Genomic DNA, 15,903 nt, shown 5'->3' with positions numbered 1-15,903 from the left:
GTCATCTCTGGTTTCGCTAGTTTTCAATGAAGCATTGAAGACAATCACCGGGACGCGGTTTTAACGCCAAGTTCGCAACCATTGGCAATACATGACCAGGCAGTCATTTTTTTATCTCGTCAATCTATTTATTCCCTGGACACACAGGGAACTTATCTTCTCATTAATTCAAAGAGAAATCCATTCCCGCTATCGAGGTTCTACTATTGGATTGATTTGGTCAATAATCAATCCTGCATTTACCCTTGCCGTCTACACGCTCGTATTCACAAAGGTATTTACAATTCGCTGGCCTGGGGGGAAGGAATCACCCATCGAATTTGCATTGCTTATTTTTATTGGCATGACAGTTTTCAATCTATTCTCGGAGTGCGTGCTCCGCGCACCAGCATTGATTGTCACCAATACAAACTACGTCAAGAAAATAAAATTCCCCCTTGAAGCCCTGCCCTGGATAAGCTTGGGTGTGGGCATTTTTCACATGCTTGTCAGTTCTGCCGTATGGTTGGCCTTCTATGGATTGACGATGGGAGCACCACCTGCGTCCTGCATTATTTTTCCGGTCATTTTACTTCCTCTACTCCTCTGCATACTCGGGCTCTCCTGGATCCTCAGTGCTCTCGGTGTATATTTTCGGGATATTACTCATATTATTTCAGCGCTATTGCTGCCACTCATGTTCTTGACGCCCGTCTTTTACCCGACAAGCGCCCTGCCTCCGGAGTTGCATCAGGCGATGGGAATGAACCCCTTGGCGCAAGTGATTGAAAATGCACGCATGGTAATTTTTTGGGGAGGCATACCAAATTTTATTGAATGGGGAGAATCGGTTATTTTCTCCACTATCTTTGCAATATCGAGCCTCTGCTTATTTCAGAAAAGTCGCGAGGGATTTTCTGATGTCCTCTGAATTCGCCATTGAAGTCGAAAAAATCAGCAAATGCTATCAAATTTATGACAAGCCGCAAGACCGCCTACTGCAAATGCTACCTTTCGCTGGGCAGCAGCGGTTTCGCGAATTTTGGGCACTGAAAGATATCTCATTTCGCGTCCGCAAAGGGGAAGCCCTCGGTATCATTGGCCGAAACGGAAGTGGAAAATCCACCCTTCTTCAACTGATCTGCCATACACTTCGCGCCACGTCGGGGCAGGTTCTGGCTCACGGGAAAATCGCTGCCTTGTTGGAACTGGGTTCAGGGTTCAACCCAGAATTCACCGGCCGTGAAAATGTCTATCTTAATGGAGCACTGCTTGGATTGAAGCGGGCAGAAATAGATGCCCGCTTTGATGAGATAGCCGATTTTGCCAATATCGGGGATTTCATCGATCAGCCAACCAAGACATATTCGAGTGGAATGCTCGTACGCCTGGCATTTTCGGTATCTGTCTGCGTAGAACCCGACATACTGGTCGTCGACGAAGCCCTTGCCGTCGGTGACGCGTCTTTTCAATTCAAATGCCTGGGACGGCTAGAAAAGCTGGCAGAAAAAGGGACGACTCTGCTGTTTGTATCTCATGACATGAGCATGGTCAAGAGATTTTGCAACACCGCAATTTATCTCACCGAAGGAATGTTAAAGGCATCTGGAACCCCGGAGACAATATCCGAAATGTATTTGCTGGATATGCGAGATGAACAACGCCGGTGGGCCAGCGGCGGGAAGACACCGGTCGCTAGAAAAAAAGAACTGAACGAAGCCCGCATCGCATTTGGGACAGAAGAAGGTGAAATTATTTCAGCTAGGTTCACCAATACCGAGAGTCACTACTCATCATTTGCCTACGGCGAGACGATTGATATTGCCATCGGGTATAGGGTCAGCAAATCTGTTTTACTGCCGAACATCAGCATTACCATCCAGGAAGCCCGGCTGCTCGTGGTTGGCGGAAAAAACTTCGACCTCCCTTCCTCCAATGTGGAAAGCGATTGGCGAGAGGGAACCATTACTTTCCACTTTCCAGCGATCCTGGCGGCCGGTCGATATCACGTCACCATCAAGCTGATGAATGGCCGCACCGAAGAGACCTCGCTGCTGATTGACAAACAAGTAGGTATCTTGAGTTTTGACACAGTAGCTCACGGAAGTAATTCATTTCTTGGTATCGTCGATTTAGGAATCGAAGCAAGCACCCCGGTATCCAATACCCCTGACGAATGAAATTCTGCATCACCCTCATTCCGCTACGGAACCCGCACGACCCCAACCGCAAAATCAGTCGCAAAAAATTGATTTTCCAATAGCGTGTCTTCAATATCAAACAGCATCTGCAGCAGTGCCATTGAGCGTGAGTCAGTTTCTACAAAATTACCTGCGATTCCGTGCAGGGCGAATTGCAAAATGTTGCCTCCGCAAGAATTAAATGCATGTTCAACAAAGTAATCAGACAGAACCGCACGGATATCTTGTGATCGAATTGCCTCGGAAGGGTCCACCCTGATCACGTCTGCTGGATCAGGAAGCTGAACCTTCAACTGTACTTTCCCAAAATGTTCCGGCTGAAATGATCGACGATATTCCGGAGGCAACAATCGGAATGCATTTTCAATGACCTCACGCTGGCGTTCTGAGAAAGCGAAGTGGTTCGCCCCAACATACTCATTAAAAAATACCCATCCCCCAGGCTTCAGGGCGACCCGAACCGACTCACAAACCGATTCCAGTTGCTTGATATGATGCAAGGAGCCATTAAACCAGACCGCATCGTAAATACTCTCGCCCAGCGGGGTTTCCTGAACGTTCTGTACGTGATAGTTGATATTGGAAGCACCAATCAAATGCGCTTCCTTCCGGGCGATATCAATGGCACCGGATGCGATATCAATTGCGTCGCACTCGGAAAATGCATTCAGCCGAAAAAGGTCGCGCTCCAAGGTACCGCTGCCACAGCCAATGCTCAGCATTCTGGCCGAGGATGTCGAGCGGCGCAGGAATTCGCCCAGACAGTATTCCACCCACCAGCGATGATCTGTTCCCCTACAGGCAAGCCGCTGAAAACGCTGCTGAACAGCCGGTACAGCGAGCCAATAGACTTGGGGTGAAAAAGCATCTGAACTCGCCACATTCTTCGACCAATGGGCGGCGGTAATTTCGTCATCGGATTTCATTCCGTCTCCTGCCGATTGCGGTTGTGCGTGTGTGGCTTCCAAGCGCCCCATTTGCCTTCAAAGTAAGCCTGGTTTCTATCCCAGAGGGCCTGATACTCCCCTGTTTCAATCAATTTCCCAAACGATGCCTGCCCGTAATGATGAACAAAGGAATCTTCCGCGCACACTGTGCGATAGCCGGCAACGTGCATTCTTCGGCTGTAGTCATCATCCTCAAACATCCCAAGACCGAACATCTCATCCAGCGCTCCAATTTCATTGAAAACATCGCGCCGCATTGCCACGCAAAACATTGCAAGCATCGAGATGTCGAAATGGCGTCCAGCATGCGCAAGGGTATAGCGAGAAGCAAAGTCATGCATCTGTTCCAGGTTGAGGTAGTTTGTATCTATCTTTGCCTCATTTCCGATTGAATTGGTGACGGGCCCGACCATGCCTATATTCTCGTTCTGCAAGTGCCGAAGCATTGCTTCCAGCCAATCATTGGTGACCACAGTATCATTATTAAGCAATACGATATACTCCCCCTCTGCCAACGCAATTCCCTGATTATTCGCCGCTGCGAAACCTCTGTTGCTATTATTAATAACCACTTTTACCGTTGCGTGCTGGATCTGCATCTGTCGCAACATGTCTCCTGTACCATCAGAAGAAGCATTATCAACAACAATTACCTCATAGTTGGGATAAGTGGTCCGGGAAAATATGCTTTCGATACATTGTTTTGTGAGTTCGACGTTGTTATAGCTCACGATCACAATTGAGCACCTTCCATATAGCGCCTTGATGGCCTCATCGGTCGCAAGGTAGCGATGCCGCCAATCATTCTCTTTAGCCAGACCAATTCTTCGGCTCTTTAAATCCGGGTTACTCTCGGCCAAAGCTGTTTCAATTTTTTCAAGAAAATCCTCAAACTCAGAGGCGAAGTACACATAATCTTGATATATAGCCATTTCCTCAAGTGGCACGCTCACAACAGGCTTCCCCGCGCTCATGAATTCGTAGAATTTCACCGGATCGACCGCATGCGTAACCTTGTTCAACTTGAATGGAATAAGGCATACATCAAAGCCATGGAGATAGCGAGGCATGTCTTCATAAGGCTTTCGACCCGTGAGATGCACGTTGGGCATCCTGTCAAGCCCAGCCATATCTTTAACAAAACAATCGCCGACTAGCACAAAACTCCAATTGGGGCGATTTTCTGCCAAGAAACGCAGCAGGGAGAAATCTATCCAAGGGGCCAAGGCGCCGTAGAATCCAATAACTGGTGTTCCCAAGTGAGCAAGCAAGCCATTTTCCACACATCGGTCTGCAAAAAAATCATAGTCCACCGCATTTCGGACAAGGAGGCATTTTGTATTTTTTTGCATCCATTTTTTTTCCAGAATGGATGCCGTGACCGTTACCAAATCTGCATTTTTAACCAGTATTTCTTCTTCCTCTACAAGTTGCACTCCAATATCTGGAAAATCAGCCCATTCATCCATGCAATCATATTGCACACGCCAGGAACGTGATTTCTGCAGATCAATGGACAACGCCGTCCAGTAAGACAGATGAACAACAACCAAGGCTGCCCTTATTTCCGCATCAAGCGCCAAGCGGGAAAATGACTCGTTCCCAGCCCTTCGATTGGAAGGCGACATTCGCTCCGAATAGAAATCCTCATATTCATTAAATGCAAGGCTCACTTCGAATATTTTTTCGGCTACCTGCCTCAACTCATAGGGAGCGCCGCGCGCAGGCATTTTTGAGCGGACAATATAAAATACACGGTGACCATGGCCAGCAAATTGAGACATCATCTGCTGTGGTCTTTGATACCGGGCAGACCACTCGATATTGGCAAAACAAACAATATCAATTTTCCCATTGCATACCTTACCGAGCAGTGGCATGGCTGGTGCATGCTGGGATGGAACTCCCTGCAACTGATTGTTTATCGATTCCGCATGCAGCCTTCTTTTAAGGCGCCTTGGCAAAAGCATATTGCCAAGCGTACGGGCCAGCGTCGAACGGTCGGCCAGCAGATATATAAGATCGACAAGCAGATATTTCAGGCTTTTGCGACGCCACTCCGACGTCATCCTCGCGGCGTCAACCTCTTTTTTTAGCCAATCAATGGCAATGTCTCGAGACGCAATTGTCTCCTTGCCGAGGATCAACTCCCGTTCAAGTTGCTGCATAGTCTGCCGCATTGCAGCTATTTCGTCATAGCACGCGCAACCGGGGAAGCATTCGCAGCCCCCATTGCTGGTGGTGCGCACGGAATTCGCGGAGGAATTTTCCTGCGGCTCTGAATATGTCTTCATGAGAAAATAGTGTTAATTTGCTTCAGATAGACAAACCTTGCACCCAGCGCCACGCACTGCGCAAGGGAGCAGTCATTCTCCAGGAAATGGATTCCTGCATTTCAAGCAGCCTTTTTTCAAGCTCGAGCGACCTCTCCGATGCGTCGATCAACTGCGTTTTTGCTGCATCAAGCAAATTTTTGCTGTCGCTCAAACGAGCCTCAAAATCTTGCAGTTCCCCGGGGGATTCTGACCTGGTGGCTCCAGCCTGTCGAGATTCACGTTCAAGAATGCCAGGCAGTGACATCCAAAAAGCATTCATGACGACCATGGAATCGGTCTTGCCACTCCGAACCATATCGGCAACATGATCCCAGTAATTTTCCAGCACATCATTTGCCTCGATGGCCAACTGCGAAGGCTCTTTTCGGCCAATCCGCTGAGACAGCCATTCGGGATCCTCGCAGCCTGCCGGCGGCAGCGGATGCACGGAGCTGTATTTGGAAAGTGCCGTGAATTTTCCTTGGGAAAGATCACTGGAACTGAACACCGGAATACCACACGACAATGCTGTGATCGCAAGATGATAGCTGTGCCCCACAACAGCCTCGGATCCGCTGATCAATGATGCCAGGGCCATTGGCGACGGCCATTCACCGAGACAGAAAGTACCTGGGAGATCAGCATCGATGAACGATTCGTGGTCACAAAGCACGGGGCCAAGGCGGAGGAGAAGGAAACTAAGGTTCGGCAGCTCAACTCGAAATTTCTTGACATAATCAGTAAATCGCTCGAGATTTTGAGTCGCTTGAATAACTATGTAGGGCGTCTTGAGGCCTAAGTACTTGAGGATTGCATCTGCCTCATCGGTTCCGGAATGAGACTTCAAACAGCGTCTAATTGAAAATGCTGTATCAGGCATCACATGCACACGCTGCGGGTCAACAAATGGCATGAGCGCGGTTTTCGAGGGCTCGTCTCGTACTGCAATATGAGTACTGCACTCCAGAGCCAGAGAAAGTAGCGGATGGCTCCAGCTTGGTATATCGTTGCAGTGCATGCCCGGTGCATTCCATATCACCGGAACACCATGTTGTGCACCAAGCAATGCCGGGGTCAGCCAGTATCCTGTGGGATGTTGAATCCACGCTACCGGCGGCTCATATCCAGGGGCGATGAATTTATCAAAACGTACAATAAAACCGCCGCCTATCAGGATTGCATCAAGACCACTGGCCATGCGGGGCAGGTCCGCAAGTGATTCCACCCCATATGGCCAATCCTGCGAAGATTTGGCGTGATAAGAGAAGGGGACGAGTTCAATATTCCCGAGCCTTTGAGAAAGCTCCAGTTCAGCAATGATCGGAAAAAGCAGATCACCATAATTTTGAACATCAAACGTGCCAAAGATGCCAATGCGCCAGGAACGTTGATTTTTCATTGCATTGGAATCGCTTGTATTCATTTCTCGCGTTTGCAAAAACTGCTGACGAGGTAAACCATCACAGTCAACCAGACCAATATTATTCATCATCGATAGATCAGAGATCTAGGGTACTCCATCACGACCCGGACTCATACTTCTCTGCACTTGGTTTTCATGCGCGCTTTCTAGGATCTTCAGCGTCGCCAATCCCGCTCGCTCCCACGAAAAACTCGAAGAGTGCCTGAGTGCATGCTCGCTGAGTTCCTGTCTCAAGTCTTCGTTGGTGATGAGTCTGGCGAGTCCGTCAGCAATTGAATCCACATTGAGGGGATCTACGAGTACACCTCCTCGCCCAACCACTTCTGGAAATGCTGACGATACGGAAGCCAGCACCGGGGTTCCAAATGACATTGCTTCCGCTACCGGCAAACAAAAGCCCTCCAGAAGAGACGGCGCAGCCAAGCATTGCGCATGCCGATACAGTGTTGACAGAACCTGATCATCAACATTTTGCAGGATGACCACCTTGTCCCTGATCCCCAGGGCTTCAATATCATTCTTCACGGAATTTCGGCCCCAGCTCGCAGCCCCCACCAGCACCAAAAGAATTTTGGCCTTCGTACGGTCGATCATGCGTTGAAAAGCCTGCAGCAATCTTGCCAAATTCTTTCGGGGCTCGAAGCTGCCCACAAACAGTACATATGGCCTTTCAATACCCAAGCTCCTTAAATGAACGAGCGGCAATGGGGGTGGCATATGCGCCCCGCCTTCGGTTGCAACTGACACTTTTTTCCGGACCGATTCCCCAAAATACCGTTTGATATCCTCCGCCGTTGATTCCGAGATCGCGATGATCTGTTGAGCGGCCGCAAGGCTTCGAGGCATGAAGAAGCGGTCCAGGCAGTACGTGACGCGGCGCATTGTTTCTGGCTGCTTCAGCCAGCAAAGATCATGAACGGTCACTGTTGTGGCTGTTTTTCGTGGTAACGACCACGGCAATCTATGCGCGGGACTCCAGTAGACATCGGGCTGATCAATGCTCCCCCAAATGACTTGCGAGAAGAACAGACTGGCGATCCTTCCGACATCACGGGGAAAGTAATCGGATCGACAAGTCACATTCGGCAGCTGGACATAATGAGCCGCTGGACAAACCCTTCCATAGAGCAACCAGTGATGCCGGCCTTGACTCTGCTCAATCATCAACGGCAGCAGGCATTTTATGTACCTCGCAATACCTGAACCGGGTATTTCAAGCATGCTGATGTCCACGGCTATGCGCATAGCTACATTTCCTTTTTCTTTTTTTGTTCCGAATCATCTGCCAATCCGGTATTTTTTGAGGTTTCTAAAATTCTATGAATCACCTCCTTGTAATGAATTGCTCTCTTGCTCCACGCAAACTCGGCAATGGCACTCTCATTCCGCAAAAACATCGATTCCAGGGCCCCGCCCAACCAGCACGCATGAATTTCGCGAAGGGTACGCTCAATTGAAGCTGCATTGTTCTGGATAACCCATCCCGCGCAGACTCGCATGATCAGCGCTCCGGCCTCATCCGTGGCCGCACTGGAAATATGCAATATAGGAGTGCCTGCACCAAGATATTCATAAATCTTTCCTGGAATCTGGAACGGCTGGCTATTGCCAATGCTAAGCAGCACATTGCAATTCTGCTGTGCCCAAATGCATTTCCCATGATCGGCAACCCCATGAAATTTGATGCCTGGAATACCGTCGAACAGTGATTGATACGCAACGTGATTTCCGTAAAATTCGACTGAGATATCCAAATCACGAAGCGATCGCAACGCTATTGCCAGCTCGGCGGGCGAACGGAAATCTGCGTAAAAATTCCCGGTATATACAAGGCGTAGAGACTTCGATCGATCGCGGTTTTCAATAAATTCACTATTTTTGCTTGGAAACCCCTGCGCGATGCATGTGAATTTTCCGTCAACATCATGCAGGTCATGGCGCTTTCTCAAAAGATCAACAACAGCCGTTGTCGTCACCACCATCGCATCAGCATGGGTGATAATTTTTGCCTCAAAGGCCAGATCAATTCGCTGACGCCAGCGCGGCGTATAAGGAGCAACGACCGGGTCAGCAAGATCGATGATGAGTGGAATTCGAAAGATCCGTTTGGCCAGGAGGCCGAGAAGAAGGTCGGCCCCGGGCTCATGGGAAGCCACGATTGCACTGAATTTCGTCGTTCTGAGCAAGTGAATCAAACGCAAAGATGCGGTGGGTACCCATTCGGTACGCAGATCAGGAAATATGATCTGATCGAGTGCACGACGCCCCCAGCGATGCATTTTTAGCCAAATGGAGTCACCGCCAATGGGGCCCACAACACCAGCACCTTGTGATCGCCTGGATATATATAAATAGGCACTCTGCGAAAAGCCAACATACGGCCCAGGCCAAACCCGGTGGATGATCACTCCAGGCGCAAAATCCTGGTGAAAGGGTGGCAATGCGGGCATATCGGGACAAAGTACATGCACTTCTACGCCGAGCCTTGCCAGTTCATTCGCCAGATAGAACCATCGTAGTGACTGTGCTGAGACGATGGGAGGAAACTCATAGGCGATCAGAAGAATGCGCATAGCTACTTTTGGTCAATGCCTCTTGCAATATATCCACAATTCTTGCGGATGCACGGCCATCGCCGTAAGGGGAGTTTCGCGATGAAAATGATTGATAGAGAGCATCATCATCAAGCAGCTGCAACGATGAGTTGACAATGGAGTCAAAATCACACCCTACCAGCTTCGTCACCCCAGCGTCTATGCCTTCGGGTCTTTCAGTTTCATTGCGCAAAACAAGCACAGGCTTTCCCAATGATGGCGCCTCTTCCTGGACTCCACCAGAGTCAGTCAGTATGAAAAATGCAGATTTCATGGCCGCAACGAAATCCACATAATCAAGCGGCGGGACAAGGTGAATCCTAGGATGATCCGAAAGATATTCATATGCTGCATTTTTTATGGCAGGATTCGGGTGAACCGGAAAGAGAATAAAGATGTCATTCCGCACATCAGCCAGATGTCTTGCCGCTCGGCATATTTCAAAAAAAGGTTCCCCGATATTCTCCCTTCTATGTGCGGTAAACAGTATCATTCTGGATTTTTTAAATTCCGATGATACCGGTGATGGACAAAGATCTGCAGTATAGAGCAATGCATCAACAACCGTATTACCAGTTACATGAATGGTATCGGCGGCTTTTCCTTCCTCAATGAGATTATTTCGAGCAATATCCGTTGGTGCAAAATGCCACCGAGCCATATTTCCAACCACAACACGGTTCATTTCTTCTGGAAATGGATTGTCATAGTCCCTGGTTCGCAAGCCCGCCTCCACGTGCGCAAATGGAATGCGAAGATAGAATGCAGCAAGCGCTGCAGCCATTACGGATGTTGTGTCCCCTTGCCCAATCACAATATCCGGTTTTTCAGCCTGAAAACAACGATCCAGTTCACCAAGCAACCGAATCGTCAGTTTCGACAGGCTTTGGTTTGGCGCCATCACCTCACAAATGATATCTGGAGCCAGCGAAAAATGAGAAAGCATCTTCTCGACCAGAACAGGATGCTGTCCTGTCGAAACAATTCGCACTGATGCCCAGCTGGTGCTACGCAATGCGATAATCAGCGGTGCCATTTTAATGGCCTCTGGCCTGGTGCCAACTACGCAAATTATTTTTATTCTGTTGGACAAGTACATTACAAAAGGATGAAGCTGCGAAAAATAACAACGAGGCCGTTGCCAGCCACGCTCTTGATCGGATTAATCTCTATCGGAGAAATTCTCGTCTTTCGTTAATGCCCTGTATTTCTCACGCACATTAAAGTGGGAGTGAAAAAACACGAAGCCCCGGCTCCCCGGGACGGAGAGCTGCAGGATATTGCTACAACGCCAGCGGCCATCCATCGTACGCCCAGACCCCTTTGGACGCAGCCCGTCAATTTCATTGGCATCGCACCAGGATGCTTCTGGTTACCGGTGCCCCGTGCGCACTCCTCTGCGGGGACGGAGGCTCCGGTTCATTGGGGCATCCGCAGTTTCGCGGAAGCCTGTTTGCCGGGGACCCTTGCGGGTGCCGCATTTAGCGCATATCGATGCTACGCAATGGTCTTTGCGCAGCCGTAGCGCTTGTCGGAACCTCGCGGCCTGTCCCATTGCTCCACGAACCTGCCCGCCATGCCCCACACACCCCAACCCCTGAACCGCCGCCAACTCATCCAGGCCGGCCTGGGCGCCGCCGCCTGGGTCGCCACGGCGGGCGTGCCCGCGCTGGCCACGCCACCCGCACCCGACCTCTCCAAGGTGACCCTGCGCATCGGCACCTACAAGGGCCTGTGGCGCGCCCTCATCGCCGCGTCCGGCCAGGGCCACACGCCCTACCGCATCGAATGGCGCGAGCTGAACAACGGCGTGCTGCACATCGAGGCCCTGAACGGCGACGCGCTGGACCTGGGCTCGGGCAGCGAGATCCCGGCCCTGTTCGCCGCGCGCCAGAAGGCGCAGGTGCGCTTCATCGCGGTGGTGCGCGAAGACCTCCACAACCAGGTCACGCTGGCCCGCAAGGACGCGCCCGTCCAGCGCATCGCGGACCTCAAGGGCAAGCGCGTGGGCTACGTGCGCGCCACCACCTCGCACTACTACCTGAGCCGGCAACTGGCCGAGGCGGGCCTGTCGTTCGCCGACATCAGCGCCATCAACCTCACGCCGGCCGATGGGCTGTCGGCCTTCGACCGGGGCGACCTGGATGCCTGGGCCATCTACGGCTACAACGGCCAGCTGGCGCGGCTGCGCTATGGCGCACGCGTGCTCAAGACGGGCCAGGGGTATCTGTCGGGCAACTTCCCCATCTACGCCAACCCGCGCGCGGTGGAAGACCCGGCCCGCCACGCCGCCATCAGCGACTACCTGCAGCGCCTGCGCCGCGCCTACCTGTGGGCCAATGGCAACTACCTCGGCTACGCCCGCGCCCAGTCCGCCGAAACCCGCGTGCCCGTGGGCGACCTGATCGAGCTGTGGAACAACCGCAGCACCGACTACGACCTGCGCCCCGTGGACGACGGCGTGGTCAAGGGCCACCAGGCCGTGGCCGACGCCTTCCTGCAGCTGGGCGTGCTGGACGGCCCCGCGCAGGTCGCGCCGCTGTGGGACCGCAGCTTCAAGAGCGTGCTGCAGCCGCCCGGGTTGGCCACGGCGGGCTGAGGCAATGCACCGGCCGGCATCCGGCCGGCCGGTCATTTTTTGCGTGGCACCAGCCCGCCTTGCGCTTACCATGCGCCCCTCAACCACAACGAGGAGCATGATGAACAAGCAAAAGCGCCATTTCGTCGCGGCCAGCATGGGACTGGCAGGGCTGTGGACCGCCACCGGCAGCAGCCACGCGGCCCCGCCCGCCGCCGCCGGCAACCCCGCGCTGCTGACCATCAGCGGCGCCATCACCAAGCCCAACCGTGGCGCGCTGGACCCCACCATCGACCAGATGATGGGCAAGCATGGCATCCAGTTCACCCAGGCGCACGCGTTCGACGCCGCCGCCCTGCAGCGCATGGCGGCCGTCACCATCAAACCCACGCTGGAGTACGACGCCAAGCCCCACACACTCAAAGGCCCCCTGCTCACCACCGTGCTCGCGGCAGCGGGCGTGGCGGCGGGCAGCCCGGTGCAGCTGGTGCTGCGCGCGGTGGACGGCTACAACGTCACCATCGGCATGGCCGACGCGCAGGCCTACCGCATGATCGTCGCCACCCACATCGACGGCCAGCCCATGGCCCTGGGCGGCCTGGGCCCCCAGTGGGCCGTGTACGACGCCGATGTGCTGCCCGCGTTCAAGGACAAGCCGGTGAAAGAGCGCTTTGGCCTGTGCCCCTGGGGGCTCTACCACATCGAGGTGAAAAAGGCCTGAGTCAGCCTGCCAGGATGACGCAGCCCCAAGAAAAAGAAAAAGAGCAGCCCGATGGCCGCTCTTTTTTTCATAGCTGCCAGCGCTTGTCCAACAAGCGCAAGGGGCCATTTTCACTCCAATCAGGGTGCCCTCCCCACCATCCGAGCCCCCAGGGCCGCCAGCGACCCCGCGGTGGCCAGCGCCACCACCCCCAGCCAGCCCCACTGCGCCAGCACCAGGCTGCCCAGCGCCGCGCCGGCCGACATGCCGATGAACATGCCCGTGAACAGCAGCGCATTGAGCCGGCTGCGCGCGGCGGGGTCGATGCCGTACACGATGGTCTGGTGCGCCACCAGCGTGGCCTGCACGCCAAAGTCAAAACCGATGGCACTGGCCACGATCAACGCGAGCTGCGCCTGTGCCGGTAGCAGCGGCACCAGCGCCATCACGGCAAACGATGCGGCCGCCAGCCCGGCGCCATAGCGGGTCACCACCTCGGGCCCGCGCTTGTCGGCCAGGCGCCCCGCCAGGGGCGCGGCCAGTGCGCCCGCCGCCCCGGCCAGGCCAAACGCACCCGCAGCCGCCGTGCCCAGGTGGAACTGGCTGTGCAGCATCACCGCCAGCGTGGACCAGAAGGCGCTGAAGCCCACGGCCAGCAGGCCCTGCGCCCAGGCCGCGCGGCGCAGCGCCGCGTGCTGGCGCCACAGTGCCACCATCGAGCCGATCAACGCCCCATAGCCCAACTGCGTGGTGGGCGCGAAACGGGGCAGCCCGCGCCACACGGCCACCGTCAGCAGCGCAATGGCCACCGCCGCCGCCACATACACCGTGCGCCAGCCCCACTGCTGCGCCATGAAGCCGCTGACCACGCGCGACAGCAAGATGCCCAGCAGCAGCCCCGTCATCACGATGCCCACCATGCGCCCGCGCTGCGCGGCCGGGGCCAGCGTGGCGGCGGCGGGCACCACGTCTTGCGCCACCGTGGCCGCCAGGCCCACGGCCAGGCTGGCCGCCAGCAGCGCGCCCATGCCGGGCGCCAGGCCGCTCAGCAGCAGGGCCAGCATCAGCGCGATGGACTTGATGACGATGATGCGGCGCCGGTCATACCGGTCGCCCAGCGGGGCCAGCAGCAGAATGCCCAGCGCATACCCCAGCTGGGTGAGCGTGGGCACCAGGCCCACCACGCGGCTGTCGGCCTGCATGTCGGGCCCCAGCACGCCCAGCATGGGCTGGCTGTAGTACAGCGACGCCACGCTCAGCCCCGCCGTGGTGGCCAGCAGCAGCAAGAGCGGCGCGCTCACCGCGCCCTCGGCAGGCGGCCGCGCCGGGGCCGTGCCGGCGGCAGGGCTTGTTACATGCACATTTTGAATGGAAGACATCTCAATACCCGCTCAACAAAAGGAATGGTGCGATTGTTCTAGCGCACCCTCCCCTTGGGTAGTGGGCCAAGCTGCAGATTTGTTATACGCTTGGCGCATGACCATCACCCTGCCGCCCGGCGCCGACCGCATCGAGCTGATGCAGACCTTCATCCGCATCGTGGAGACCGGCAGCCTGTCTGCCGCCGCCCAGCAGCTGGGCACCAGCCAGCCCACCGTGAGCCGCCGCCTGCAGGCGCTGGAGCGCAGCCTGGGCATCAAGCTGCTGCAGCGCTCCACCCACGTGATGAAGCTGACGGAAGACGGCGAACGCTGCTTTGCCCACGCCAAGGCCCTGCTGGAAGACTGGCGCGCCATGGAAGACGACCTGCGCGGCACGGCCGACACCCCGCGCGGCACCCTGCGCGTGCTGGCACCGCACGCCTTCGGGCAAGACCAGTTCATCGCCCCGCTGATGGCCTACCTGCGCCGCTACCCCGAGGTGGACGTGGAATGGATGTTGCACGACCGCCGCCCCAACTTCATCGCCGAAGGCATCGACTGCGCCATCCAGGTCGGCGCGGTGGACGACCCCAGCGTGGTGGCCGTGCGCCTGGCCGAAGTGCCCCGCATCGTGCTCGCCTCCCCGGCCCTCATGGCCGGGCGCCCCACGCCCGAGCATGCGCAGGACCTGCAGCGGCTGCCCTGGCTGGCGCTCAGCACCTTCTACCGGCGCGACGTGACGTTGGTGCACGAGCCCAGCGGGGAGGCCCACACCTTCGGCATCACACCGCGCCTGGCCACCGACAGCCTGTATGCCCTGCGCAGCGCCGCGCTGGCCGGACTGGGGGCATGCATTTCATCGGCGTGGATCGTGGACAACGATGTGCGGCAGGGGCATTTGCTGCACCTGGTGCCCACATGGCACGCCGCGCCGCTGCCGGTGTACCTGGTGTACCCCTACGCGCGGTTCTATCCGGCGCGGTTGCGGTTGTTCCTGGAGGCGATGCGGGGCGCGATGCCCGGGCTGGTGGGAATGCGGACGGTGGCGGGCTGAGCGCCAGATGCAAGACGCGTCCCGGCCAGGGGCTGCCGGTGGCTTTTTTTGGCGGCGCCGCCGCAACGCCCGCCTCACCGGCGGGCCGCGCAGCGCGGACCCGTCCAAGGGCTGCACGCCGTGAGGCGGCAGGGCCCCTCCCGGCCTCAGCGCGCGCGCCGGTAGTGCATGGCGACCGCGCCGCAGCGCAGCGGCCTCGCCGAGATCAACGCGAGCCGCCGCGTACCGGGCAGCCCGCTCTCGTACAGGGTTGGGCCGTGGCCGGAGATCCTGGGATGGACGAGCAATTGGTACTCGTCGATCAGATCCAGCCGGTCCAGCTCGGTCGCGAGCTTGCCGCTACCGAGAAGTACGCCGTCTGGGGTCGCGTCCTTGAGCTGCTGCACGCCCGTGCGCAGGTCGCCGGCGATGTGGTGGCTGCGGGTCCACGGGAAGTCCTTTCGCGTCGAGGACACCACGTACTTTGGCTTGGCCTCCAGCTTGACCGCCCACTCGCGCACCGCCGCCGGCGCCTCCACGTCGCCACGCGCCACCGCTGGCCAGTAGCTCTCCATCATCTCGTAGGTCACGCGGCCCCACAGCATCGCCCCGTTCTCGTCCATGAGGCGGGTGAAGAAGGCGTGTGTCTCCTCGTCGGCGATTCCTTCCTGGTGGTCGACGCAGCCGTCCAGGGTGACGTTGATGCTGAAGGTCAAGAGTCCCATGGTGTCCTCCGTGCGAGATACGCAACGAGCCGCTCGCCGCCTGGCTC

The 15,903-nt window shown here is 55.8% G+C and carries 13 protein-coding genes; 5 read left to right on the top strand and 8 right to left on the bottom strand.

Translation table 11 applies throughout. The features are described 5' to 3' along the window. Positions 1 to 91: 91 nt before the first annotated feature. Together AC07OC_RS01540 and AC07OC_RS01535 are read left to right on the top strand one after the other, a co-directional pair. Positions 92 to 910 carry an ABC transporter permease gene (locus AC07OC_RS01540; protein WP_218294666.1) on the top strand — a complete coding sequence of 273 codons (819 nt, stop codon included), beginning with the start codon at positions 92 to 94 and terminating at the stop codon, positions 908 to 910. Continuing rightward, positions 900 to 2,159 carry an ABC transporter ATP-binding protein gene (locus AC07OC_RS01535; RefSeq protein ID WP_370627846.1) on the top strand — a complete coding sequence of 420 codons (1,260 nt, stop codon included), beginning with the start codon at positions 900 to 902 and terminating at the stop codon, positions 2,157 to 2,159. The genes AC07OC_RS01540 and AC07OC_RS01535 overlap by 11 nt, the downstream gene beginning before the upstream one ends. Before the next feature lie 23 nt (positions 2,160 to 2,182). Here the strand turns inward: AC07OC_RS01535 and AC07OC_RS01530 are convergent, their stop codons facing one another. The 6 genes from AC07OC_RS01530 to wecB form a co-directional block, all read right to left on the bottom strand. Next, positions 2,183 to 3,106, bottom strand: coding sequence for a class I SAM-dependent methyltransferase (locus AC07OC_RS01530; protein WP_218294664.1), 924 nt, complete (start codon positions 3,104 to 3,106; stop codon positions 2,183 to 2,185). Next, positions 3,103 to 5,295 carry a glycosyltransferase gene (locus tag AC07OC_RS01525; RefSeq protein ID WP_255591466.1) on the bottom strand — a complete coding sequence of 731 codons (2,193 nt, stop codon included), beginning with the start codon at positions 5,293 to 5,295 and terminating at the stop codon, positions 3,103 to 3,105. The genes AC07OC_RS01530 and AC07OC_RS01525 overlap by 4 nt, the downstream gene beginning before the upstream one ends. A 148-nt stretch (positions 5,296 to 5,443) precedes the next feature. After that, complete coding sequence (locus AC07OC_RS01520) at positions 5,444 to 6,934, bottom strand: polysaccharide pyruvyl transferase family protein (protein WP_218341036.1); 1,491 nt, start codon at positions 6,932 to 6,934, stop codon at positions 5,444 to 5,446. Positions 6,935 to 6,949: 15 nt separating this feature from the next. Further along, the gene (locus AC07OC_RS01515; protein WP_218294660.1) at positions 6,950 to 8,110 is read right to left on the bottom strand and encodes a glycosyltransferase family 4 protein; all 1,161 of its coding nucleotides are present in this window, start codon (positions 8,108 to 8,110) and stop codon (positions 6,950 to 6,952) included. A 2-nt stretch (positions 8,111 to 8,112) separates the two neighbouring features. After that, positions 8,113 to 9,438 (bottom strand): glycosyltransferase, encoded by a 1,326-nt coding sequence (locus AC07OC_RS01510; protein ID WP_218294659.1) that lies wholly within the window; start codon positions 9,436 to 9,438, stop codon positions 8,113 to 8,115. Then, a complete protein-coding gene (wecB, locus tag AC07OC_RS01505) occupies positions 9,413 to 10,558 on the bottom strand; it encodes a non-hydrolyzing UDP-N-acetylglucosamine 2-epimerase (protein WP_218294658.1) in 1,146 nt (381 codons plus the stop codon). The genes AC07OC_RS01510 and wecB overlap by 26 nt, the downstream gene beginning before the upstream one ends. A gap of 477 nt (positions 10,559 to 11,035) precedes the next feature. On the opposite strand from wecB, the gene AC07OC_RS01500 reads away from it, so the two are divergent. Continuing rightward, positions 11,036 to 12,058: an ABC transporter substrate-binding protein gene (locus AC07OC_RS01500; protein WP_218294657.1), complete on the top strand. Its 1,023-nt coding sequence runs from the start codon at positions 11,036 to 11,038 to the stop codon at positions 12,056 to 12,058. Positions 12,059 to 12,158: 100 nt separating this feature from the next. After that, positions 12,159 to 12,758: a putative pterin-binding protein gene (locus AC07OC_RS01495; protein WP_218341035.1), complete on the top strand. Its 600-nt coding sequence runs from the start codon at positions 12,159 to 12,161 to the stop codon at positions 12,756 to 12,758. A gap of 119 nt (positions 12,759 to 12,877) precedes the next feature. Here AC07OC_RS01495 and AC07OC_RS01490 read toward each other — a convergent pair whose 3' ends face one another. After that, positions 12,878 to 14,116, bottom strand: coding sequence for an MFS transporter (locus AC07OC_RS01490; RefSeq protein WP_218341034.1), 1,239 nt, complete (start codon positions 14,114 to 14,116; stop codon positions 12,878 to 12,880). Positions 14,117 to 14,213: 97 nt separating this feature from the next. Here AC07OC_RS01490 and AC07OC_RS01485 point away from each other — a divergent pair, with 97 nt between their 5' ends. Further along, positions 14,214 to 15,152: a LysR family transcriptional regulator gene (locus tag AC07OC_RS01485; protein WP_218341033.1), complete on the top strand. Its 939-nt coding sequence runs from the start codon at positions 14,214 to 14,216 to the stop codon at positions 15,150 to 15,152. A gap of 146 nt (positions 15,153 to 15,298) precedes the next feature. On the opposite strand, the gene AC07OC_RS01480 is transcribed toward AC07OC_RS01485, so the two are convergent. After that, the gene (locus AC07OC_RS01480) at positions 15,299 to 15,856 is read right to left on the bottom strand and encodes a dihydrofolate reductase family protein (RefSeq protein WP_218341032.1); all 558 of its coding nucleotides are present in this window, start codon (positions 15,854 to 15,856) and stop codon (positions 15,299 to 15,301) included. Positions 15,857 to 15,903 lie beyond the last annotated feature (47 nt).

This window comes from Acidovorax sp. GW821-FHT10E04 (assembly GCF_059415185.1).
The sequence above is the reverse complement of the archived record's forward strand: the minus strand, read 5'-3'. Positions and strand labels throughout refer to the sequence as shown.